At 71.8% G+C, this 24,221-nt stretch carries 4 protein-coding genes (1 of these 4 running past the window's edge); all 4 read right to left on the bottom strand.

Annotation, left to right across the window (positions count from 1 at the left end; all coding sequences use genetic code 11):
• Positions 1-6 precede the first annotated feature (6 nt).
• Tightly spaced (each overlapping or abutting the next), the 4 genes in view from KY572_RS11605 to KY572_RS11585 form a layout consistent with a single transcriptional unit that may run on beyond the window.
• On the bottom strand, positions 7-672 hold the full coding sequence (locus KY572_RS11605; protein ID WP_224242637.1) for a hypothetical protein: 666 nt from the start codon (positions 670-672) through the stop codon (positions 7-9).
• A complete protein-coding gene (locus tag KY572_RS11600) occupies positions 669-12,581 on the bottom strand; it encodes a non-ribosomal peptide synthetase (protein ID WP_263451602.1) in 11,913 nt (3,970 codons plus the stop codon). The genes KY572_RS11605 and KY572_RS11600 overlap by 4 nt, the downstream gene beginning before the upstream one ends.
• The gene (locus tag KY572_RS11590) at positions 12,578-17,224 is read right to left on the bottom strand and encodes a non-ribosomal peptide synthetase (protein ID WP_224242636.1); all 4,647 of its coding nucleotides are present in this window, start codon (positions 17,222-17,224) and stop codon (positions 12,578-12,580) included. The genes KY572_RS11600 and KY572_RS11590 overlap by 4 nt, the downstream gene beginning before the upstream one ends.
• Positions 17,221-24,221, bottom strand: partial view of a non-ribosomal peptide synthetase gene (locus KY572_RS11585; protein WP_224242635.1) — the 3' portion only. It continues 1,879 nt past the right edge of the window; the window shows 7,001 of its 8,880 coding nt (coding positions 1,880-8,880); its start codon lies beyond the right edge, outside the window; its stop codon occupies positions 17,221-17,223. Before KY572_RS11585 ends, KY572_RS11590 begins: the two co-directional genes overlap by 4 nt.

The following is a 24,221-nucleotide window of genomic DNA, read 5'->3' as shown; positions in this document are numbered from 1 at the left end:
GCCCTCCTACTCGGGCAGGATGCCGTAGCGCCGCCGCAGCTCCTCCAGCGGCCGGTGCGCCACGAGCAGGTAGTCCCAGCCGTTCAGCAGGTCCACCGTCATGGCCCGGCCCCGCTCGTAGGCCCGCTCGACACGGGCCTCGGAGACAGTCGCCCCCTCGCGGCGCCCCAGCTCCCGCGCGATTCGCCGCATGTGCCGGACGGTGGCGGGGACTTCATCCCCAGGCAGGCGCAGCGTGTACATGAGCCGGCCCGGCCCCACGACCTGTCTGCCCGTCGAGTGGGGCCGCCGCTTGCCAAAGAAGCCACAGCAGAAGGCGACCAGCAGCAGCTCGCCTTCCCTGTCGGGGCCGTAGCCCGCCATCAGGTGGATGACGTCGTGCCGCACCGCGTCGAAGGGGATGGCTCCCGGCTGTCCCGGTAGCGGGAACCCGTGCCGCTGGCAGTACTCCCAGAACTCCCGCCCCAGCGAGCCCGCGGGCAGGTGCTCGAACTGTCTCAGGCGGGCGATGTCTTCGGCGGCCGTGAACGTCCTCTGCAACCGCTCGTAGAGGCGCCAGGCCGCTGGCAACGCCGCCTCGGAGCCCTCCTTGCCCAGCACGTGATCCAGCCCCTTCAGGAACACGAACATCGCGACGCCCGTGGTGCCCCAGGTGTCCCCCAGTCGCTTCATGACGCCCTCCGGTTCGCGTGAGGTCCGGCCTCGGAGGACGTGGCCTCAGGGGCCTTCTTCGAGGCGGGCTCTCGGGGCCGGAGCACCTCGTCCAGCACCGCCGCCACCTCTTGGACGTGGGGCGCTCGCAGCAGCGTCATGTGGCTGCCTGAGACCGGCCGGCGGTGCACCTGCCCCCGCACGATGCGTGTCCAGCCCAGCGCCTGATCCTCCTTCGGGTCGGCGTCCTCGCTCGCGCGGATCAGGTACATCGGCCCTCCGTAGGAGCCTCCCCGGTAGCGCGCCGAGGCCATCGCGCTGGAGAGGAAGACGCGGAAGAGCTGGTCCATCTCCGCCTGCTGGAACATCAGCACCCGGGACTCCTCGGGGATGACCGGGGCCATGGCGGACTCGGCGACGAGTTGCTGGAGCTTCGGGAAGAGATCGCGCCAGAGCGCGCTGTCCTTCTTCACCTCGGGCGCGTCCGACTTCCCGAGCAGTCGCAGCGCCGCGTACCCGCTGAGGTATGTCCAGAGGTGCCGCGAGACGATGCCCCAGAGCAGGCGGCCCTCCGTGGCCAGTCCCCGCAGGCTCGGCCGAGACGGGGAGGGCGTGTCCAGCAGCACCAGCCTCGCCACCTGTTCGCCACGCGCCTTGAGCTGGCGCGCCATCTCGAAGGCGACGAGTCCGCCGAAGGACCAGCCGCACAGGTGGTAGGGCCCTCGTGGCTGCACGAGCTTGATCGCGTCCACGTACCACGCCGCCATCTCCTCGATGGTGCGGTGGGCCGGCTCGCGACCGTCCAGCCCTCGTGGCTGCAGGCCGTAGATGGGACGATCCGTCTTCAGCAGCGACGCCAGCTCGAAGTAGGGGAAGACGATGCCCACCACCGGCGCCGGGCAGAACAGGGGCTCGCCTCGGCCCTTGGCTCGGATGGGGACCAGCGGGCTGAAGGCGAGCCCTCCTCGATCGTCCTTCAGGAGCTTCGCCATGCCCTCCACCGTCGGAGCCTGGAAGATGGCCGCCAGTGGCAGCGTCCGTCCGAACTCCTTGCGCACCCGCTCCAGGAGCTGGAGCGCCAGCAGCGAGTGGCCTCCCAGCTCGAAGAAGTCGTCCTTCACCCCCACCTGCTCCACGCCCAGCAGCTCCGCCAGGATCCCGGCGATGGCCTTCTCCTCCGGCGTGCGCGGTGGAATCGTGGCCTTGCGGGGACCCGTGCGGGGGGCTCGGCCCGCCTCGGCCAGCAGCGCTCGCCGGTCCAGCTTGCCGTTGTTCGTCACCGGGTACTGCTCGATCGGCAGCAGCGTGGACGGCACCATGGGCTCGGGGAGCCGCTCGAGCAGCCAGTCTCGCAGTGCCTCCGCGTCCGGCTTCCGAGCGGGGTCCTTCGGGCGGTACCAGGCGACCAGGCGCGCCTCGGCACCACCCGCGTCCAGGGCCAGCGCCACCGCGTCGCGCACGTCCGGATGGGTGGACAGCACCGACTGGAGCTCCTCCAGCTCGATGCGGACGCCGCGCACCTTGACCTGGTGATCCCTCCGGCCCAGGTAGCGCAGGGAGCCATCCGGCAGGACAGCGCCGATGTCACCGGTGCGGTACATGCGGCCACCGGGCTCGGGGGAGAAGGGATCGGGCAGGAAGCTGCTGGCGGTGAGGTCCGCCCGGCCGAGGTAGCCGCGCGCCAGACCCACTCCCGCGATGTAGAGCTCTCCGGGGCAGCCCACGGGGACGGGCTCCAGCTCCGCGTCCAGCACGTAGAGGCGGAGGTTGGCGATGGGACGGCCGATGGGCACGAAGCGGCGCTGGTCCTCGGGAGCACAGCGCCACCACGTCACGTCCACGGCTGCCTCGGTGGGTCCGTAGAGGTTCCACAGGGTGGCCTTGGGCAGGGCCTTCAGGCACCTATCCCGGAGCTCCGCCCCGAGTGCTTCGCCGCTGCAGACGATGTTCCGGAGCGCGGCTGGCCTTCCGAGTCCTGGCTCCTCCAGGAAGAAGTGCAGCATCGAGGGCACGAAGTGCAGCGTGGTGATGGCGTGGTCGCGGACCAGCGCCGCCAGCCGCGCCGCATCCGTGTGCGCGCCGGGAGGGGCGAGCACGAGCCGGGCGCCCGTCATGAGCGGCCAGAACAGCTCCCACACCGAGACGTCGAAGCCGATCGGCGTCTTCTGCAGGACGGCGTCCGTCTCCGTGAGGCCGAGCGCCTCCTGCATCCAGAGGAGTCGGTTGACGATGGCCCGGTGGGTGTTCATTGCTCCCTTGGGCCGTCCCGTCGAGCCCGAGGTGTAGATGGCGTAGGCCAGATCCTCCTCGTCGGGCTCGTGCGCGGGCACGGCGGCGGGAGCCTCTCCCTGTTCCAGCGGATCCAGTCGTGTCGCCGCTCCCGTGGGCAGTTCGGCGCTGGCTGGCGCGAGGATGACGGCGACTTCGCTGTCCTCGATCATGAAGGCCAGCCGGTCCCGGGGCAGCGAGGGCTCCAGGGGGACGTAGGCCCCGCCGGCTCGCAGCGTCGCCACGAGCGAGACCATCAGCTCGAGCGAGCGCTCCAGGTGGATGCCCACCCGAACGTTGGGACCGACTCCGAGCGCTCGCAGGCGCTTCGCCATGTCGGCGGAGCGGCGGTCCAGCTCCGCGTACGTCAGCTGCTGCCCGCCCAGCTCCACGGCGATGGCGTCAGGCGTGAGGGCGAACTGCCGGGTGAGGAGATCGTGCAGGCGGAGCCCCGGAGCGCGTGGCACCTGGGGCGCGTTGCCGGCCACGAGCCTCAGGCGCTCCTCCGGAGACAGCATCGCGAGCCGGCCGATCGGCGCGTCCGGTCGGGCGCAGACCTCCGCGGCGAGGCTCGAGAGGTGCTCCAGCAGCCGCAGGATCGTCGAGTCGTCGAAGAGGTCCGTGTTGAAGAGCGCGTAGAGCGAGAGGCCCTGCGACGTCTCGGTGACATGCAGCTCGAGCGCGAGCTTGGCCGCCTGGATGTCGAAGGGCAGGGGCTTCACCGTCAGCTCGTCCCAGCTCTCCAGCAGCGGAGACTCCCGGTGCAGCGCGAAGAGGATCTGGAACAGGGGGTTGCGGCTCGGATCCCGCTCCGGCTGCAGCTCCTCCACCAGCTTCTCGAAGGGCAGGTCCTGGTGCGCGTAGGCCCGCAGTGCGCCGCTCCGGACTCGCCGCAGCACCTCGCGGAAGCTCGGCCGTCCCTCCAGCCTCGTCCTCAGCACGAGCGTGTTGGCGAAGAAGCCGACCACGCCCTGCGTCTCCTTGCGCTCTCGGTTGGCGATGGGTGTGCCCACCACCAGATCCTCCTGCCCGGTCCAGCGGTGCAGGACGACCTCGAAGAGCGCCAGCAGCGTCATGAAGGACGTGGCCCCCTCGGCTTGTCCGAGGGCTCGCAGGCGCTCCGACAGCTCCGCGGGCAGTGCCGCCGACACCGCCGCGCCGCGCCACGTCTGGATGGGCGGAGGCGGGCGGTCCGTGGGCAGCTCCACGGTGGGAAGGTCCTTCAGCTCCTCGCGCCAGAAGCCCAGTAGCGAGTCGAGCGCCTTGCCGCGCAGCCACTCCCGCTGCCAGCGCGCGTAGTCCCCGAAGCTCAGCGGGAGCTCGGGCAGGGGGGAGGGCTGGCCAGCCTTGAAGGCCTCGTAGAGGGCCGCGAGCTCTCGCAGGAACACCCCCTGTGACACGCCGTCGCATACGAGGTGGCTCATGCCCACCAGCAGCACGTGGTCCTCGGAGGACAGCCGCAGCAGCTGGACCCGGAACAGTGGTCCCTTCTCCAGGTTGAACGGGCGCGCCGCTTCCTCGGTGGCCAGGGCTCGGGCCCGGAGCTCGCGCTCCTCGCGCGACAGCGAGGAGAGATCGGTGCAGGGCAGCTTCAGCGGCGTGGCCGGGCGCACCTCTTGCGTGGCCACTCCCTGCCGCGACTGCACCACGGTGCGCAGTGCCTCGTGACGGCGGACCAGCTCGCTCAGGCCTCGCTCCAGCGCCGAGACATCCAGCTCGCCCTCCAGGCGCAGGGCCATGGGGACGTTGTACGCCGTGTTGCCTGGAGCGAGCTGCTCGAGGAACCACACCCGCTCCTGGGCGTGAGACAGCGGCGCGGGCCCCGCGTCTGGCTGCGCGCGGATGAGCGGGGGCAGGGCCTGATGGGTGAGCTTCGCCGCGTCGATGCGCGCGGCGAGCCCTTCCAGCGAAGGATCTTCGAAGATGGCCTGGAGCGGCAGGGTGACGCCGAAGGTCTCCTCCAGGCGGTGGAGCATTCGCACCGTGAGCAGCGAGTGCCCACCGAGTGAGAAGAAGTCGGCCCGACGTCCGATGGCTCTCTGCAGGCCGAGCAGCTCCGTCCAGAGCCCCGCGAGCACCTGCTCCGTCGGGGTCCGGTTCGCTGCTTCCTCCGAAGAGCCGCCTGCCTGGGGCTCCGCCTGGAGGCGTGGCTCGGGCAGCGCGCGGCGGTCCAGCTTCCCGTGGGGCGTCAGAGGCAGCGCCTCCAGCGGCACCCACGCGGAGGGGATCATGTACTCGGGCAGGCGCGTGCGCAGGTGGGTGCGCAGCGCTTCGGGCACCAGGGCGTCCTCCCGGGAGACCACGTAGGCCACCAGCCGTGCGTCCTCGCCGCCTCGCCCGTGCAGCGACACGGCCACGTCCGCCACGGACGGGTGGGTACGCAGCGCGGCCTCGATCTCTCCCAGTTCGATGCGGTAGCCGCGCAGCTTCACCTGGCCGTCGATGCGGCCGATGAACTCGAGCTCGCCATCCGAGCGTCTCCTGGCCCGATCTCCGCTCCGGTAGAGCCTCGCCCCGGGGATGCCCGAGAACGGATCCGGGACGAAGCGGGTGGCCGTGAGCTCCGGCCGGCCCAGGTAGCCTTGCGAGACTCCCGCGCCTCCGACGTAGAGCTCTCCTGGCTCTCCGATGGCCGTGGGCCGCCCCTGCGCGTCGAGCACGTGGAGCTGCAGGTCCGCCAGCGGCTGGCCGATGAGGCTGCCTCCTCGCCTTGCATCCTCGAGCGTGACGGGCCGCCAGGTGACGTGCACGGTGGTCTCGGTGATGCCGTACATGTTGACGAGCGTGGGCTGGCGATCTCCCCGCCGCTCGAACCACGGCACCAGGCTCCCGAAGTCGAGCGCCTCGCCGCCGAAGATGACCCAGCGCAGCGCCTCCAGGCCGGAGCCTCCCAGCTCCTCGTCCGCGCGGGCGAGCTGCTGGAACGCCGAGGGCGTCTGGTTGAGCACCGTCACCTGCTCGGAGGTGAGGAGCCGGTGGAACTCTCGCGGCGAGCGCGCCACGAGGTACGGCACGATGACCAGCCGGCCACCGTGCAGCAGCGCTCCCCACATCTCCCAGACGGAGAAGTCGAAGGCCGGGGAGTGGAACAGGGTCCACACCTGCTCCGGGCCCAGGGGGAACCACGTCGTGGCGGACTCGAACAGCCGGACGACGTTGGCGTGGGTGACCCGCACGCCCTTCGGCTGCCCGGTCGAGCCCGACGTATAGATGATGTACGCGCCGTCCTCTCCGTAGACCGGCACGGGCGCGGGGTCGTTCCCTGGGGAGGATTCCGCCGCGTCCGGGACGTCCAGCTCCAGCGGTTCCGTGCGGCTCGCGGGGAGCTTCTCTCGCAGCGCTCGGGTGGTGAGCACCTTCGCGGCCCCGCAGTCCTCCAGGATGAAGCGGACGCGCTCACCCGGGTACGCCGGATCGAGTGGGACGTAGGTGCCGCCCACTCGGAGCACCGCGAGGATGCCGGCGATCAGCTCGGCCGAGGGTTCGAGGTACAGCGCTACCCGATCGCCTCGGCGGACGCCGTGGGCCCTCAGGCGGCGTGCGAGCTGACGGGCTCTCCGCTCCAGCGCGGCATACGTCACTCGCGTCTCGCCTTCCACCAGGGCCGTGGCCTCCGGGCGGAGCGAGGCCTGACGCTCGAAGAGGGAGAAGAGCGTGGCCTCCGGTAGCGGCGGCGGCGGACGCGGGGTGGGGCGGGCCGGCTCGGTGCCCAGCGCATACTGGCTGAGGCGGCGGTTGGGCGCCTCCACCATGCCGGACAGGAGCCGCTCGAGCTGCTCCAGCAGGGCCTGGATGGTGGCCTCGTCGAAGAGCCGCGTGCTGTAGAACATCAGCAGCGTCAGTCCGTCCCGGCCCTCCCAGACGTTCAGCTCCAGGTCCATGCGCGCGGTGACCACCTCGAGCGGGAAGGGCTCGATGTGGAGCCCTCCCAGCTTCAGCGTCCCCATGGGCGCGTTCTGCACCGCGAACATCACCTGGAAGAGCGGGTTCTTGCGCAGATCCCGCGCCGGCTGCAGCTCTTCCACGAGCCGCTCGAAGGGCAGGTCCTGGTGCTCGTAGGCTCCGAGCGCCACTTCGCGCATCCGTCCCAGCAGCTCCTCGAACGTCGGATCCCCGTCGAGCCGGCAGCGCATCACCAGGCTGTTGACGAAGAAGCCGATCAGCCCCTCGATCTCGCCTCGGTTGCGGTTCGCGATGGGCGTGCCGATGGCGATGTCGTCCTGGCCGCTGTAGCGGCTCAGCAGCGTGGAGAAGGCGCCCAGCAGCGTCATGAACAGCGTGCTGCCGTGGCGCCGCCCCAGCTCGGTGATGCGCTCGCTCAGCAGCTTCGGCAGGGGCCGCACGCAGAAGGAGCCCCGCATGTCCGGCGTGGCCGGCCTGGGACGGTCGAGCGGCAGCTCCAGTGACTCCAGGCCCGAGAGCTGGCGACGCCAGTAGGCGAGCTGCTCCTCCAGCCCCTCGCTCTCCATCCACCGGCGCTGCCAGACGGCGAAGTCGGCGTATTGGATGGGCAGCGGCGGCAGCGGAGAGGGACGGTCCGCCGCGAAGGCCTCGTACAGCAGCGCCAGCTCGCGGTTGAGCACGCCGAGCGACCAGCCATCCGACACGATGTGGAGCATCGTCAGCAGCAGCACGTGCTCCTGGGGCTCGATGGCGATCAGCGTGGCTCGCAGCAGCGGGCCCTTCTCCAGATCGAAGGGGCGCCACGTCTCCTCGTGGGCCAGCCGCTCCACCTCCGCTCGTCGGGCCTCGGGCGGCAGGCCGGTGAGATCGATCCGGGGAACCTCGAGGGTGGCCTCCAGGTCGATCCTCGGGCGCGGGCTTCCGTCCTCCGCGACGAACCGTGTGCGCAGGGCCTCGTGGCGGCGGACGATCTCCTGGAGCGCGCGGCGCAGCGCAGCCACGTCCAGCTGCCCGCGCAGACGGCTGTGCGCGGGCATGTTGTAGAAGGCGTTGCCCGGGAAGAGCCGGTCCAGGAACCAGAGGCGCTCCTGTGCGTAGGACAGCGGCAGCTCCGCGTCGCGGCTGACCCTCGGGATGGAGGTGTTTCGCCCTCGTTCCTCCGGGGTAGGGGCGCTCCGGAAGCGCTCCGCGAGGCGCGCGATGGTGGGGGCCTCGAACACCCAGCGCAGGGGCACGTCCGTCCCCAGCACGTCGCCGACACGGGAGGCCAGCTGCGTGGCCAGGAGGGAGTGCCCGCCCAGCTCGAAGAAGTCGTCGTTCACCCCCACCGCGGGCACGCCGAGCAGCTCGCTCCAGATGCGGGCCAGCGCGGCCTCCACGACGGTTCGCGGAGGCACGAACTCCGTGGCGCGCTCCCGGACGGCCCACTCCGGAGGCGGCAGCCGGGCACGATCCACCTTGCCCGTGGATGTGCGCGGGAGCTGATCCAGGAAGACGAAGCTCGGCGGCACCATGTACGGCGGCAGGTTCGCGGAGAGGTGCGCCTTGAGCAGGGGCATGAGCCGCCGGGACACCGCTCCCCGGAGCGGATCGTTCGCGTAGCTCGCCCAGGCCCGCGGCGCTCGGGCCTCACCCGGCCAGGCGATGGGCTCCAGGAGCGGACGGTCGGCGCCGCGCCGGAAGACGACATCGAAGGTGCCTCGGGCATCCGCGGAGAGCCAGCTCAGCTCCACGGCGAAGCCCAACTCCGTGCCCAGCTCGATGAGATCCTGCGGCTCGATGCTCTCGGGCCAGGTCCGACTGGCCAGCTCGGTCCGGATGGCCTCGACCGTCTCGGGCCCCGTCGGATCGGCCAGCAGCGCACGGGCGGCGAGGGCCTGCTGGAGCCGCGCGTTGGGGATGCCTCGGAAGCCGAGGCACTCCTCGGTGGTGTGGGCCAGCTCCTCTCGGAGAAGTGCGAGCGCCTCGGGGCCTTCACTCCAGGCTTGCCAGCGGCAGGCTCGGGGCGTGACGGGATGATCGCTCACCTGGAGGATGGCGCTGTAGCGGTACCCGGTGAGCTCGTTGTGCGCCCGCCCGGACTTGGGCCGTACGCGCACGGCCTGGATTCGTGGGAAGCGGGTCCGGAGCGCCTCGAAGAGCGCGGGATCCACCGCGAGCTCCCGCTCCCAGGTCACCTCGTCTCGGACTCGCCGGTGCGCCGCCTGGCGCGACTCCTCGCCCGCGGAGCGATGCAGCACCACCGAGGCCTGGAACGTCTCCAACAGTGGCAGCGAGCGCAGATCCCCCAGGAAGATGGCTCCCCCATCCGCTACCGCTGGCAGGACTCGCTCGATGACGTCGATCAAGTAGTCCACGCTCGGGAAGTACTGGACCACCGAGTTCAGCAGGACCAGCTCCGCCGAGCCGGGCTCCACGCCTTGCAGATCCGTGGCCGCGCCATGCCGGAGGCTCACACCCTGGATTCCAGCCGCCGCCACGCGCTCCTGCAGCCGCGCCAGCACGGAGTCCGAGATGTCCAGCCCCGTGTACCGCCCGAAGCCCGGCGCGAGCCCGAACAGCAGCATGCCCGTGCCGCAGCCGAGCTCCAGCACCCGCGAGTGGGGCAGGGGACGCAGCTGCTCCAGAGTGTCCTCCAGCCACTCGCGCATCTCTGGCTCGGGGATGGGCGCGTCCGTGTACGAGCTGATCCATCCCGTGAAGTCGGGGCGCGGGTCCGGCGTCGCGGCCGCATCCTTATATACGCTCTGATCGAAGACTCCCCGCCAGTGCTCCACCTGGGCCTGCGCGGTGGAGGCCTTCACCTCGGCGCTCTCCGCGTCCCGGCTCAGGTCGGGCACCACGTACGCCACCAGCCCGCGCCCGCTCGGCAGATCGTCCCGGGCGACCACGGCCGAGGCTGCCACCGCCGGGTGCTCGGACAGCGCCGCCTCGATCTCTCCCAGCTCGATGCGGTGGCCGCGGATCTTCACCTGGTGATCGACGCGGCCCAGGAAGTCGATGCGGCCGTCCGGCAGGTACCGGCACAGATCTCCCGTTCGGTACAGGCGCGCTCCCGGTGTCTCCGCGAACGGATCCGGCACGAAGCGCTCCGCCGTCAGCGCCGGGCGGTTGTGGTAGCCGTGCGCCAGCCCGTCTCCTCCCAGGTACAGCTCGCCCACCACGCCGACAGGTACCGGGCGCAGGTGTCCATCGAGGATCCACGCCGTGGTGTTGGCGATCGGGCGCCCGAGGGGAATCGAGCGCGCGCCTTCCTCCACCGTCTCGACGGCGCCAGCCACCGCGAAGGTGGTGCTCTCCGTGGGGCCGTAGCCGTTGATGAGCCGTCCCGCGCCCTCCTGGGACAGCGCGAACCGGCAGGCCGCCGGGTTCAGCGCCTCGCCTCCCACGAGCACCTGCCGCACCGGCGCGAAGGCCTGGGGCACCGAGCGCAGCACCTCGTTGAACAGCGAGGCGGTGACGAACATCGCCGTCACGCCCTGGCGGCGCAGGGTGTCGGCCAGTCGCCGGGGATCCAGCAGCACGTCCTGGGGGATGAGCTCCACCCGCCCGCCGTTGAGCCAGGCTCCCCACAGCTCGAAGGTGAGCGCGTCGAAGGCGGGGCTGCCCAGCTGGGCGATCGCGTCGGTGCCGCCGAGCTGGACGTAGTCCGTGCCCACCACGAGGCGCACGACGTTCCGGTGGCTCACCTCCACGCCCTTGGGCTGCCCCGTCGAGCCCGAGGTGTACATGACGTAGGCCACCGAGTCCCCCGTGCAGGAGACGGGCGGAACCGTGTCGGGGCATTCGGCCAGCAGCGCGCCTGACTCGTGGAGCGCCAGCACGCTGGGGGCTTCCACCGGCAGCGGGGTGCCCGGGCCCGTGAGGACCACCTGGATGCCCGCGTCCTGGAGCGTCCAGGCCGTGCGCTGGGTGGGGTGCTCGGGGTCGAGCGGCACGTAGGCCGCCCCCGCCTTCACCGTCGCCAGCAGCGCCACGGGCAGCTCGAGCGAGCGGCCGAGGTGGACGCCCACCCGATCTCCGGGCCTCACGCCCTTGCCCCGGAGCGCCCAGGCCAGGCGGTTGGCGCGTCGGTCCAGCTCGGCGTAGGTGAGGGTCTCGTCTCCCAGCCGCACCGCGAGCGCCTCGGGCGTCTTCTCCACGTGCGCGGCGAACAGCTCGGCGAGCCCCGTGTCCCTCGGATAGTTGCGCGAGGTGGCGTTCCAGCGGCGCAGCGTGCGCTCCTCCTCGGCGCTCAGCATGGACAGCATGCCGATGGGCCGGTGGGGCGCCTTCAGCGCTTCACGCAGCAGCGTCTCGTAGTGCGTCAGGAGCCGCTGGATGGTGGACTCGTCGAAGAGGTCCGCGCTGTACATCGCCACGCAGTGCATCGCGCCGTCCACTTCCCAGACGTGCACCTCCAGATCGAAGCGGGTGCTGGAGGTCTGGAAGGGCTGGGGATCCACCCGCAGGCCCTCCAGCACCAGGTCCGTCCTCGGCGCGTTCTGCACCGCGAAGACCACCTGGAAGAACGGATTGCGCCCCAGGTTCCGCTCGGGGCGCAGCTCCGCCACCAGCCGTTCGAAGGGCAGATCCTGGTGGGCGTATGCGCCCAGCGCCGTGTCGCGCGCCCGGTCCACCAGCTCCAGGAAGCTCGGGTCTCCGGACACGTCCGTGCGCAGCACGAGCGTGTTGACGAAGAAGCCGATCAGCCCCTCCACGTCCGAGTGGTTGCGGTTGGCGATGGGCGAGCCGATGGCCACATCCGGCTGGCCCGTGTAGCGCGCCAGCAGCGCCTGGAAGCCCGCCAGCATCGTCATGAAGGGCGTGGCGCCTCGATCGCGGGACAGCTCGCGCACCGAGGAGGCCAGGGACGCCGGCAGGATCTTGTGGAAGGTCCGGCCACGGAAGCCCGGCGTCGCGGAGCGGGGACGATCCGAGGGCAGATCCACGGGCGAGAGGCCCGCGAGGCGCTCGCGCCAGTAGCCGAGCTGTGTCTGGAACAGCTCCTCGGAGACGCGCTTGCGCTGCCAGGCCGCGAAGTCCGGGTACTGGATGGGTAGCGGCGGCAGCGAGGAGGGCTGCCCGCGCCGGCTCGTGCCATACAGCGCCGCCAGCTCGCGGTTGAGCACTCCCATGGACCAGCCGTCGGCCACGATGTGGTGCAGCGTCAGCAGCAGGATGTGGTCCCGCGCGTCCAGCCGGAGCAGCTTCGCCCGCAGCAGCGGCCCGGTGCGCAGGTCGAACACGGCCTTGGTCTCGGCTGTCGCCAGCCGCTCGGCCTCCTCCTCCCGCACGGTGGGGGGCAGGTGGCTGAGATCCTGGATGGGCAGCGGCACCTGCTCGGGCGGATGCACGCGCAGCCACGGCTGGCCCTCGGACACCTCGAAGGTGCCGCGCAGCACCTCGTGCCGCTCGACGATGGCGGAGATCGCCCGTTGCAGCGCGTCCACGTCCAGCTCGCCCATCAGGCGCAGCGCGGAGGGCACGTTGTAGAAGGGGTTCTCCGGCACCAGCCGGTCCAGGAACCACAGCCGCTGCTGCGCGAAGGAGACAGGCAGCAGCCCGCCTCGCGCCACCGTGGGGATGCTCACCGGCTCGGGCTTCGCGTCGGTGAGATCTCTCAGGAAGGCGAGCAGCTCCGGCTTCCTCGCGCTGATCTGATTGCGCAGCTCCGAAGTCAGCACTCCGGGAGGGGCGTTGCACAGCAGGCGATCCCCTTCCACGCGGACCTGGACGTCCAGCCCGCGCAGGTGGGACAGAAAGTCGATGAGGGTCAAAACTCCACCTCCTCGCGGTCCTCACCCTCCGGGGTCGAGGCCTGCTGCATGCTGCCGAGCCAGCGCGCCGTGGCGATGGTGCGGGCCAGGTCCGTGAGGACCGGTGTCTCGAAGAACCGTCGCAGCGGCAGCTCCACGCCGAGCGACTCGGGGATTCGGGAGACCACCCGCGTGGCCAGCAGCGAGTGCCCTCCCAGATCGAAGAAGTTGTCGAGCGCGCCGATGCCGTCGATGCCGAGCACCTCGGACCAGAGCCGGGCTAGCACTCGCTCCTCCTCCGTGCGGGGCGCCACGTAGGGCACGGAGGTGGGCCGCTCGCCGCCGTCCGGCTCGGGCAGGCTGGCCGCGGCGACCTTGCCGTTGGGGGTGAGCGGCAGCGCCTCCAGCAGGGTGATGGCCCCGGGCAGCATGTGCGCGGGCAGCCGCTCCGAGAGGTGGCGCTTCAGATCCTGCCGGAGCGCGAGCCGTGCGCGGGCCAGCGCCGGCGTGTTCACCAGCGTGGCCAGCTTCGGCGCCTGGGCCGCATCCACCTCTCGGGGCCGGGTGGCGTAGGCGCGAGGCCCCGCGCCCTTGCGGTGGAACACCACGTCCACGCGGTCCGCGTCCCCGGACTCGGAGAGGCCCACCTCCACGGGACGGCCCAGGCTGGTGCCCAGGGCGACCAGCTCCTCCGGCTCCACGCCTCGCGTCAGGGCGAGCTGCTCCACCCGGCGCCGCAGCGCTCCGGCGGCTTCGAAGACCACGCCGTTGCCCAGCTCCTTGGCGGCCAGCACGGCAGCCAGGGTCCGCGCGTTGGGGCAGCGGCGCACGGTGACGGGCTTGTCCTGTGTGGCGAGCCGCTCGCGCAGGGCCGCCAGCGACAGGCGCTCCGCGTCCCAGTCCCATTCAACGCCGTTCGTCTCCACCTCCAGGCCTTCGGTGCCCACGTGCAGCAGGGCGTCGTAGCGGAAGCGGTTCAGCTCGTTCTGGTGGCGGCCGCCCTGGAGCAGCAGCTTCACCCCGGAGATCCTCGGGTGGCGTGCACGCAGGGCCTGGAAGAGGCGCGGATCCACCAACAGCTCCGTCTCTCGCATGCGGGCCGCGCGCACCCGCTGCCAGAGCGTGTCCGGGCGCGTGTCCGGCGTGGCGCGGTGCAGCTCCACCGAGGTGTGGAAGGCGTCCAGCAGCGGCAGGTGCCGCACGTCGCCCACGAAGACGAGCCCTCCCGGCCGAGTCGCGCTCAGGGCTCCATCGAGCACGCGCAGCAGGTACTCCAGGTCCGGGAAGTACTGGGCCACCGAGTTGATGACCACCACGTCGAAGTCGCCCCCCGCGAACTCGGAGAGCTGGTCCGCCTCGCGCCGCTCCACGCGGACGTGGTTCAGCCCACGGCGAGCGCAGCCTGCTCGGACGGCCTCGACGGTCTGCTCGGAGATGTCCAGGCCGACGTAGGCCTCGCAGTGCGGCGCCACCGGGAAGAGCAGCAGGCCGGTGCCGCAGCCGATCTCCAGCACCCGCCGGGGACGCTGGGCCAGGATGCGCGCCACGCGCTCGTCGCGCCATACGCGCATCTCGGCCTCGGGCAGCGGCTGGCCCGTGTAGCTGCTGTTCCAGCCGACGATGTCGAAGTCATCCGGGGCGGGGCGCTCGGCGCTGTAGGTGGCGTCGAAGAGCTGGCCCCAGTGCTGGACGAGCGCCTGGGCCTCCGAGGAGCTGCCGTCCGGCTGACGCACGCCCTGGAGCTTCTCCTCGTCCGGGACGACGTAGGCCAGCAGGCGGTGATCGCCGGAGGTGTCCGGGCGCACGATGACCGCCGCCTGGCGGACGACCGGGTGCGCCGCCAGGGCCGTCTCCACCTCTCCCAGCTCGATGCGGTGGCCGCGGACCTTCACCTGTCGATCCACGCGGCCCAGGAAGCGCAGCGTGCCGTCGGGCGCGAACCAGGCGCGGTCTCCGGTGCGGTAGAGGCGCTGGCCCGGCGTGTCCGCGAAGGGGTTGGGGACGAAGCGGGTGGCCGTCTCCGCCGGGTGGCCCAGGTAGCCGCGCGCCAGGCCGTCTCCAGAGGTGTACAGCTCGCCGGGCAGGCCCGGCGGCACGGGCTGGAGCGCCGCGTCCAGCAGGTAGACGGTGGTGTTGATGATGGGGTGGCCGATGGGGACGTTGCCCTCGGGGAACTGACGCCGGCCCGCCATGCGGTAGCAGCAGGTGAAGGTGGTGTTCTCCGTGGGGCCGTAGCCGTTGACCACGGTGAGGTGCGGGTGGGTCTCCAGCACTCGCGTGACGTGAGCGGCGGAGAGCACATCGCCGCCGGCCAGCAGCACGCGCAGCTTGCCCAGGCACTCGGGCAGCTCGTCCACCACACGGTGGAAGAGGCCCGCGGTGAGCCAGAGGACCGTGACGCCGTGGCGACGTAGCAGGTCGCCCAGCTCGCTCACGGCGGTGGGGCCCGCCGGGGCGATGGCCAGGGTGGCTCCGTGCAGCAGCGAGCCCCACAGCTCCAGCGTGGAGGCATCGAAGGACACGGGCGCGAACTGGAGGAAGACGTCCTCGGGCACGGGCGCGAGGAAGTCCTGGGCGTGCACCAGCCGGAGCACGGCGTGGTGCTCCACGGCCACGGCCTTGGGCTCACCGGTGGAGCCCGAGGTGAACTCCACGTAGGCCAGATCCTCGCCCGTCACCGGCACGGTGGCGGTGCGCGGCCAGGAGAGGGCCTCGGACACGTCCAGCCAGCGTACTCCCGCGGGCAGGTTCGCGGACGTCCCGTCCCGCAGGCCCACGGTGGCTCCGGCTCCGGCCGCCATCGCCTGCAGGCGCCCCGGCGGATAGCTCCCGTCCAGCGGCAGGTACGCGGCACCGGCCTGGAGGATGCCCAGCAGCGCCGCCACCATCCGGGGCGAGCGCTCCACGCTCAGCGCCACCCGATCGCCGCGCTGCACGCCCGCGTCCACGAGCGCTCCAGCGATGCGCCCGGCCTGCTCCGCCAGCGCGGCGTAGGAGACGGTCTGCTCACCCCAGCGCAGCGCGGTGGCCTCGGGGCGGTGGGCCGCCTGGAGCCCGAAGCACTCGGTGATGCTGCTGTCGCGAGGGTAGGGACGACGCTCGCCCGCGGCCGCCAGCATCACGCGGAGCTCATCCGCCTCCGCCAGGGGCAGGGTGGTGAAGGGGCGATCCGGATCGGCCGTGCCGCCCTCCAGCAGGCGCCGGTAGCGGCGCCCCAGTTGCTCCACCATCGCCGCGTCGAAGGCCGCGGCGTCGTAATAGATGACGCCGCTCAGCGACTCGCCCGTCTCCCACAGGTGCACCTCGAGATCGAAGCGGGTGGTGGCGCCCTCGTAGGGCTGGGGGCGCAGGGTGAGCTCCGGCAGGCGCAGCGAGTCCATGGGCGCGTTCTGCAGGGCGAAGACGACCTGGAAGAGCGGGTTGCGGCCCGCCTCGCGCTCGGGGGCCAGCACCTCGACGATCTGCTCGAAGGGCAGGTCCTGGTGGGCATAGGCGCCCAGGGCCGTCTCACGGGCTCGGCGTACCAGGGTGCGCAGGCCGGGCGAGCCCGTGAGGTCTCCTCGCATCACCAGGCTGTTCACGAAGAACCCCACCAGGCTCTCCAGCTCGCGGCGTCCGCGGTTGGCGATGGGCGAGCCGACGCACACGTCGTCCTGCCCGCTGTAGCGGCCGAGCAGGGCCTGGAAGCCGGCCAGCAGCACCATGTAGAGGGTGGCTCCCTCCGCCTGGGCCAGCGCTCGCAGGCGAGAGGTCAGCTCCGGTGGGAGGCGCAGCTCGACCACCGCTCCGCGCGGCGCCGCGGTCTCGGCCTTGCTCCGCAGCGCGGGCAGTCGCAGCGGCGTCACTCCCGCCAGCTGCCGCCGCCAGTAGGACAGCAGCGACTGGAGCCGCGCGCCCTGGAGCTGCTCCCGCTGCCAGACGGAGAAGTCCCCGTACTGGATCGGCAGCGCCGTCAGGGGCGAGCCCCGGCCTTCATGGAAGGCGGTGTAGAGGGTGGCCAGTTCGCGCAGCAGCACGCCCAGCGACCAGCCGTCGGACACGATGTGGTGCAGCACCATCACCAGCACGTGCGTGCGGGCGTCCAGCCGGAAGAGGGTGACCCGGAAGGGGTAGCCCTGCTTCATGTCGAAGGGGCGCAGCGCCTCCTCGGCCACGCGGGTGCGCATCAGCTCCTCCCGCAGGGGCTCCGCGCTCAGGTCCACCACGGTCCACTTCCAGTCGGCGCCGTCCCCCACGTCCTGGATGGGCGTGGAGCCCACCACGCGGAAGCGCGTGCGCAGCGTCTCGTGCCGCCGCACCAGCTCCTCGAGCGCGCGCTTCAGGGCGGGCTCGTCCAGCGTGCCCTCCAGTCGGTGGGCAGAGGGCACGTTGTAGATGGCACTGCCCGGCGTGAGCTGATCCAGGAACCACAGCCGCTGCTGCGCGAAGGACAGCGGCAGCGGCTCCTTGCGGTCCGCGCGGGGAATGGTGGCTCCGCTGTCGGAGGGCAGCAGCGAGGCGGCGTCCCGGAGGAAGGCGAGGATCTCCTCCTTCCGGGCCGACAGCGCGGCGCTCAGCTCGGGAGTCATCGCTCCCTTTGGCGCCGAGAAGCGCAGCCGATCGCCTTCGAGGTGGATGCGGATGTCGCGCTTGCGAAGCTCCGAGATGAATTGCCCGATGCTCATAGCTCACCTGACTCGTAGTCGGCGGAGGAAGGGGGAGGCGTGGTGGTGTCCGTCACCCAGCGCAGGTTCTCCACGGCCTGGGCGAGGCGCTCCACCACGGAGTGCTCGAAGAGGGTCTGCAGGCGAAGCTGGAGCCCCACGGCCTCTCGCAGCCGGGACACCACCTGGGTGGCCAGCAGCGAGTGTCCGCCGAGCAGGAAGAAGTCGTCTCGCGCGCCGATGCGCTCCACGCCGAGCACCTCTTCGAAGATGCGTGCGATGGTGCGCTCCAGGGGCGTGCGAGGCGCCACGAAGTCCCGCGACACCTGGCGCCGCTCTCCGTCGGGAGCGGGCAGGGCTCGCCGGTCCAGCTTGCCCTGGGGCGTCAGCGGCATCCGTTCCAGCACGGCGAGGTGACGGGGCACCATGTAGTCCGGCAGGCGGGCGGACAGCTCCTGCTTGAGCCGGGCCACCAGCGCCTTGTCCCGGCGCGCGCGCATCGGGTGGTTGGCGAAGCTCGCGGTGCTGGCCGAGGGGCGCGCCGAGTGCTCCACCGGCAGGCGCGGCAGCTCCGCCGGTCCGAGCCCTTGCGTGAGGAGCACGTCCATCCGCCCCTCCGCGTCTCCGGCCGACCACGCGACATCCACCCGCCACCCGCGCGCTTCTCCCTGCTCCTGTAGCCAGGTGGGATCCACCGCGGTGTCGTCCTTCAGGGGGCGCAGGTCGGCGGCGGTGAGGCTCGGATCCTCTCCGTCCAAGCGGTGCGCCACGGCAACCAGGCTCGCGAGCCTCGCGTTGGGCACACGCAGCAGCCCCACTGTCTCGGACCCGTTCGAGGAGAGCAGGCGCTGGAGCGCCTCGGTGGTGCGGACCTCGGTGCCCCAGTCGAGCCAGCGCACGGGGCGCGGCTCCTGCCCGCTCGACGCGGCGCCCACCTCGAGGATGGCGCTGTAGCGGAAGCGGGTCAGCTCGCTGTGGGCGTGCCCACGCTGGAGGCGGATGCGCACGCCGCGCACGCGAGGCAGCCGGGTGGCCAGGGTGGCGAAGAGGGCAGGGTCGACGTACAGCTCCTCGTCCTCCTCGGCGGCGCGTCGAGCGCGGGCCTGGAGCACGTCCGCCGGAGTGTCGTCCGCCGCCCGGTGGAGCTGCACGGACTGGTGGAACACTCCCATCAGCGGATGGCTGCGCAGGTCTCCGAGGAAGAGGAAGCCACCGTCGGCGAGCCGCTCGACGGCCTTCTCCACCACGTCCACCAGGTAGTCGACGCTGGGGAAGTACTGCACCACGGAGTTCAAGAGCACCGCGTCGAACGCCCGGGGCTCCAGCCCGGTGAAGTCATCCGCCGAGCGCCGCGCCAGCCGCACCTTGCCGCCCAGCCCGAGCGCCTGCACCTGCGACCCGAGCCGCCCGAGCACCACCGAGGAGATGTCCGTGCCCACGTAGGACTGGCACTCGCGCGCCAGCCCCAGCAGGAGCATGCCCGTGCCGCAGCCGAGCTCGAGGATGCGCGACGGCTGGCGGCTCCGCAGCGTGGTCAGCGTGTCGTCGAGCCACTCGCGCATCTGCTCCGCGGGGATGGGCTCGCCCGTGTAGGAGCTGCGCCAGCCGGAGAGATCGAAGCCGACCTCCGCGGCGGGCTCGCCGGAGCCGTAGATCCGGTCGTCGAAGACCATGCTCCAGGCGTCCACGTGGTCGCGCACGGTGCTTCCCGTGCCTTCGCTGGCTTCGTGCGCGGGTGAGGCCTCGTCGCGGGCCACCACGTAGGCCGCCAGTCCACGTCCTCCCGGCAGATCGTCTCGGACGACCACGGCGGCCTGGGCCACCTGGGGGCTCTCGGTCAGCAGCGCCTCCACCTCTCCCGGCTCGATGCGGTGGCCGCGGATCTTCACCTGCGCGTCCAGGCGGCGCAGGAAGTCCAGGGAGCCGTCCGCTCGACGTCGCACGAGGTCTCCCGTGCGGTAGAGCCGCGCCCCGGGAGTGCTCCCGGTGGGATCAGGGATCATCCGCTCCGCGGTCAGCTCCGGACGGCGCCAGTAGCAGCGCGCCAGGCCAGGGCCGCCGAGGTACAGCTCGCCCGGCACTCCCGTGGGCACCGGGCGCAGGTGCTCGTCCAGCACGTGCGCCGTGGTGTTGGCGATGGGCCGTCCGATGGGAATCGAGCCCACGCCTTCTGGCACCTCGGAGACCTCCTGGAGGGTGGCGAAGGTCGTCGTCTCGGTGGGGCCGTAGGCGTTGAAGAATCGCCGAGGCGCCCCGCGCTGGAGGCACTCGCGCGCCCAGCGGGGATCCATGGCCTCGCCGCCCACCAGCAGCCGCTCCACCGAGGCGAAGGCCTCCGGTTCCTCTCGCACGACCTGGGAGAACAGGGCGCTCGTCACGAACATCGACTGGATGCGCAGCTCCCTCAGTGCCGAGGACAGCTCCTGCGGTGACAGCACCTGCTCCCGGGAGATGCCCACCACCGCTCCGCCATTGAGCAGCGAGCCCCAGACCTCGAACGTCGCCGCGTCGAAGGCCACGTTGGCCAGCTGCGCCACTCGCTCCCCGACCTGGATCTGCAAGGTGCCCGCGTTGCGGACGAGCCTCACCACGCCCCGATGGGTGACCGCCACGCCCTTGGGACGGCCCGTGGAGCCAGAGGTGTAGGTGACATAGGCGAGCCGGTCGGGATCTCCAGGGGGCAGGGGGAGCGCTGGGGGCTCGGGCAGCTCCGCGTCCACCCTCACCACGGTCGGATACGCGGGGGCCAGTGCCTCCACGAGGGCCGCCGCGCTGGCCGCGTGCGCAGCCTCGGTGAGCACCAGGCGCGCTTCGGTATCGCGCAGCAGGAACGTGGAGTGCGCTGGCGGGTTCGATGGATCGATGGGGAGGTAGGCCGCGCCCGCTCGCACCACCGCGACCATGGCGGTGATGAGCTGCTCCGAGCGGTCCAGCAGCAGCGCCACGGGCTCGTCCGGGCGGACGCCGAGCTGGATGAGGTGACGGGCCAGCCGCTCCGCGCGCTGGTGGAGCTCCCGGTACGTCAGCCGCTTCGCGCCGTACTCCACCGCCAGCGCCTCGGGGGTGGCCCGGGCCTGCTCGGCGAAGAGCGCGCCGATGTCCGGAAGCTCCGGCTGGGAGCGGCGCGTCTCGTTCCAGAGCACCAGCTCCGCGCGCTCGTCATCGCTCAGCAGGGGCAGCTCCGAGAGGCGGCGCTCCGGCGCGGCGACGATGCCCTCCAGCAGCGTGCGGTAGTGGCCGGCGAACCGACGCATGGTGGGCTCGTCGAACAGGTCGGTGCTGTAGACGAGCATGCAGCGCAGGTCCTGCTCGGCCTTCCAGACGTGCAGCTCCAGGTCGAAGCGGGTCGTCGCCGGCAGGTCGGTGAGGGGCCTCAGCGTCAGGCCCTCCAGGTCCGGCGCCACCGAGGGCGCGTTCTGCACGGCGAACATCACCTGGAAGAGCGGGTTGCGGCTCAGCTCGCGGTCGGGCTGGAGCTCCTGCACCAGCCGCTCGAAGGGCAGATCCTGGTGCGCGAAGGCGCCGAGCGCGGCCTCGCGCGTCCGCTCCAGCAGGTCCGTGAAGCGTGGGTCTCCGGAGAGATCGCCGCGCATCACCAGGCTGTTGACGAAGAAGCCGATGAGGCCCTCCAGCTCCTGGCGGCTGCGGTTGGCGATGGGCGAGCCGACGGCGATGTCCTGCTGCCCGGTGTAGCGGTGGAGCAGCGTCTGGAAGGCGGCGAGCAGCGCCATGTAGAGCGTGGAGCCCCGGGCCTGCGTGAGGGACTCCAGCGCCTGGCTCAGCTCGGACCCGAGCGACAGCACCAGCGTGGCGCCCCGGTACGTCTGCACCGAGGGGCGCGGCCGATCCGTGGGGAGCTCGAGCGCGGGGACGCCGTCGAGCCGCGAGCGCCAGTAGTCCAGGTGCGGCTTCAGCCGCTCACCCTCCAGGTGCGCGCGCTGCCACACGGCGAAGTCCGCGTACTGGATGGGCAGCTCCGGCAGGGGAGACGGACGGCCCAGCCGGAAGGCCCGGTAGAGCGCGGCCAGCTCGCGGTTGAACACGCCGATGGACCACCCATCCGAGACGATGTGGTGCATGGCCAGCGTGAGGACGTGGGACTCCTCGTCCAGCCGGGTGAGGCTCGCGCGGAACACCGGCCCGCGGGAGAGCTCGAAGGGACGGTGCGCCTCCTCCATCGCCAGGCGTCGGGCCTCCTGGCGCCGCTGCTCGGGAGTGTGGCCGCGCAGATCGTGGATCGGCAGCGGGACATCCACCGTCTCGAGGATGACCTGCACTGGCTCGCCGTCCGAGGCGCGCAGCACCGTGCGGAGGGACTCGTGGCGCCGGACGATCTCCCGCAGCGCGGCGCGGAGGGCCTCGTGGTCCAGGCGGCCGTCCAGGGCGATGCTCCAGGACACGTTGTAGAAGGGGTTGCCGGGCGAGAGCTGGTCCAGGAACCACAGGCGCTGCTGCGCGAAGGAGAGCGGCAGGGAGCCCGTCCGGGAGGCCGGAGCGATGGTGGGCAACGGCGCGGAGCCTCGCTCGCGGTCGATGCGCGCGGCGAGCCCCTCCAGGGTTGGATCCTCGAAGAGGCTGCGCAGTGGCAGCTCCACCCCGAAGCGCTCGCGCACACGCACCACGAGCTGGGTGGCCAGCAGCGAGTGTCCGCCCAGCGCGAAGAAGTCGTCCCCCACGCCCACCCGGTCGATGGCGAGCAGGTCCGCCCAGAGCGTGGCGAGCGTGGACTCGGTGGCGGTGCGCGGTGGCGTGAAGGCCCGGTCTCCGCCGTGGCCCGGCAGCTCCATGGCGGCCAGCCGCATGCGGTCCACCTTGCCGACCGCCGTGAGCGGCAGGCTCGGTAGCACCTGGATGCGCGCGGGGATCATGTAGTCCGGGAGAGAGCGGGCCAGGTGCTCGCGGATCTGTCCCATGCGGCGCAGATCCTTCCACGCGCGCAGCGGATCGTTTCCGAACGTCTCCCAGGCGCGGGCGCTCTCGTCGAGCACCTCGATGGGCAGCGGCACGGGAGCCGCTCCTGACCGGCGCAGCGCCACGTCCACCCGGTCGCGCGCGGGCGACCAGCCGATCTCCACCTCGTAGCCGAGCTCTTCCAGGCTGGCGCGCAGGTGGGCCGGCTCCACGCCGTCCTCCGCGTGGGACTCCAGCAGCTCGCGGGTGGAGCGGGAGCCCGGGATAGCGAGCGCCTCGGCCAGCCGGACCTCCCGCCACACTCGGCGGTTGGGCACGTTGGTCACGAGGACGCGCTCAGGCTGCTCCGCCTGGATGAGGCCTCGCAGCGTGGACAGGGTGAGCTTCCGCGTCGCCCAGTCCAGGGTGGGCGGCGAGGCGGGGGCGGACTGACGCTCGCCGATCTCCAGGATGGCCGCGTACCGGAAGGCCGTGAGCTCGTTGCGGCTCGGGCCCCGCTTGAGGCGGATGCGCACCGAGCGCACCCGGGGGTGGCGACGCGCGAGCGCGGCGAAGAAGGCTGGGTCGACGAACAGCTCGCGCTCGCCATCGATGGCCTGCTCGACCCGGGCACGCACCTGGCGGGCGGGCTCGTCCGGCGCTGCGCGGAAGAGCTGCACGGAGGCGTGGAAGGCTTCCAGGAGCGAGTGGCTGCGCAGGTCTCCGAGGAAGAGCGAGCCGCCGTCCGCCAGCCGGTCGATGGCGCCCTCGATCACCTCGCGCAGGTAGCCGAGATCGGGGAAGTACTGCACCACGGAGTTGAGGACCACCGCGTCGAAGGCGCGAGGCTCGAGCCCCGAGAAGTCCGACGCCGAGCGGCACAGCAGCGTCACGCCGCTCAAGCCGAGCGCGTCCACCTGGCCCCGCAGCGTGTCGAGCACGCCCGGAGAGATGTCCGTGCCGACGTACCGCTCGCACCGGACCTCGGGGGCGAGGAGGATCATCCCCGTTCCGCAGCCGAGCTCCAGCACCCGACGGGCCCGCAGGGAGGCGACGCGGCTCACCGTGTCATCGAGCCACTCGCGCATCTGTCCGGCGGGGAGCGGGTCGCCGGTATAGCTGCTGTTCCACCCGATGGTGTCGAAGCCGACCGGGCGCTCGCGCTCCTGGCCGTAGATGCGCTCCTCGAACACCATCCTCCACTCGGAGACTCGCTGGTCCGTGCCGGCCGTGGTGCTGGCAGTGGCCTCGGCCGCTGGGGCCGCGTAGGCGACGAGCCCCGGGCCTCCGGGCAGATCCTCGCGCAGAAGCACCACCGCGTCCGAGACAGCCGGGCAGCTCCGGAGCACCGCCTCCACCTCGCCCAGCTCGATGCGGTGGCCGCGGACCTTGATCTGATGATCCCTGCGCCCCAGGAACTCGAGCGCCCCATCGGCGCGGCGGCGGCAGATGTCTCCCGTGCGGTAGAGCCGGCTGCCCGGAGGGCCGAGAGGGTGGGGGACGAAGCGCTCGGCGGTGAGGTCCGGCCGGCCGACATAGCCGCGCGCCACACCAGGGCCACCGAGGTACAGCTCTCCCGGCACTCCGGGCGGCACCGGCTGCATGCGCGCGTCGAGCAGCCAGGCCTCGGTGTTGGCCAGGGGCTGGCCGATGGGCAGCAGCGAGCCTTCGGGAGGCACCTCGCGCAACCAGGCCCACGTCGCGTACGTCGTCGTCTCGGTGGGACCGTAGACGTGGAGCAGGCGCCCTGGCGCGGCGTGCTGGAGCACTCGGCGCACCAGGGAGGTGTCGGCCGCCTCGCCGCCGAAGAGGACGTTCGGGATGCCCGCGAAGAGATCCACCGACTCGCGGGCGAACTGGTTGAACACGGCGGTGGTGAGGAACATCGCCGTGACGCGCTCCTCACGCAGCGTGGCGCGCAGCCGTGTGGGGGTGAGCAGCTCGTCCTTCTGGACGATGACCAGCCGCCCGCCGTTCAGCAGCGGCCCCCAGATCTCGAAGGTGGCCGCGTCGAAGGACACGGTCGAGCCCTGGAGCACGCAGTCGTCCGGCCCCAGCTGGACGTAGTCCGTCTCCTTCACCAGCCGGACGATGGAGCGGTGGGAGACCCCGACGCCCTTGGGTCGCC

The organism is Hyalangium gracile, from assembly GCF_020103725.1.
GTDB classification, from domain to species: Bacteria; Myxococcota; Myxococcia; order Myxococcales; family Myxococcaceae; genus Hyalangium; species Hyalangium gracile.
Note: the sequence above shows the minus strand (reverse complement) of the source record. Positions and strands in the feature narration are given on the sequence as shown.

What these genes read in the sequence shown, in the direction of transcription:
- KY572_RS11605 (WP_224242637.1), bottom strand. Translation starts at nt 672, where the DNA reads ATGAAGCGACTGGGGGACACCTGGGGCACCACGGGCGTCGCGATGTTC.
- KY572_RS11590 (WP_224242636.1), bottom strand. Translation starts at nt 17,224, where the DNA reads ATGAGCATCGGGCAATTCATCTCGGAGCTTCGCAAGCGCGACATCCGC.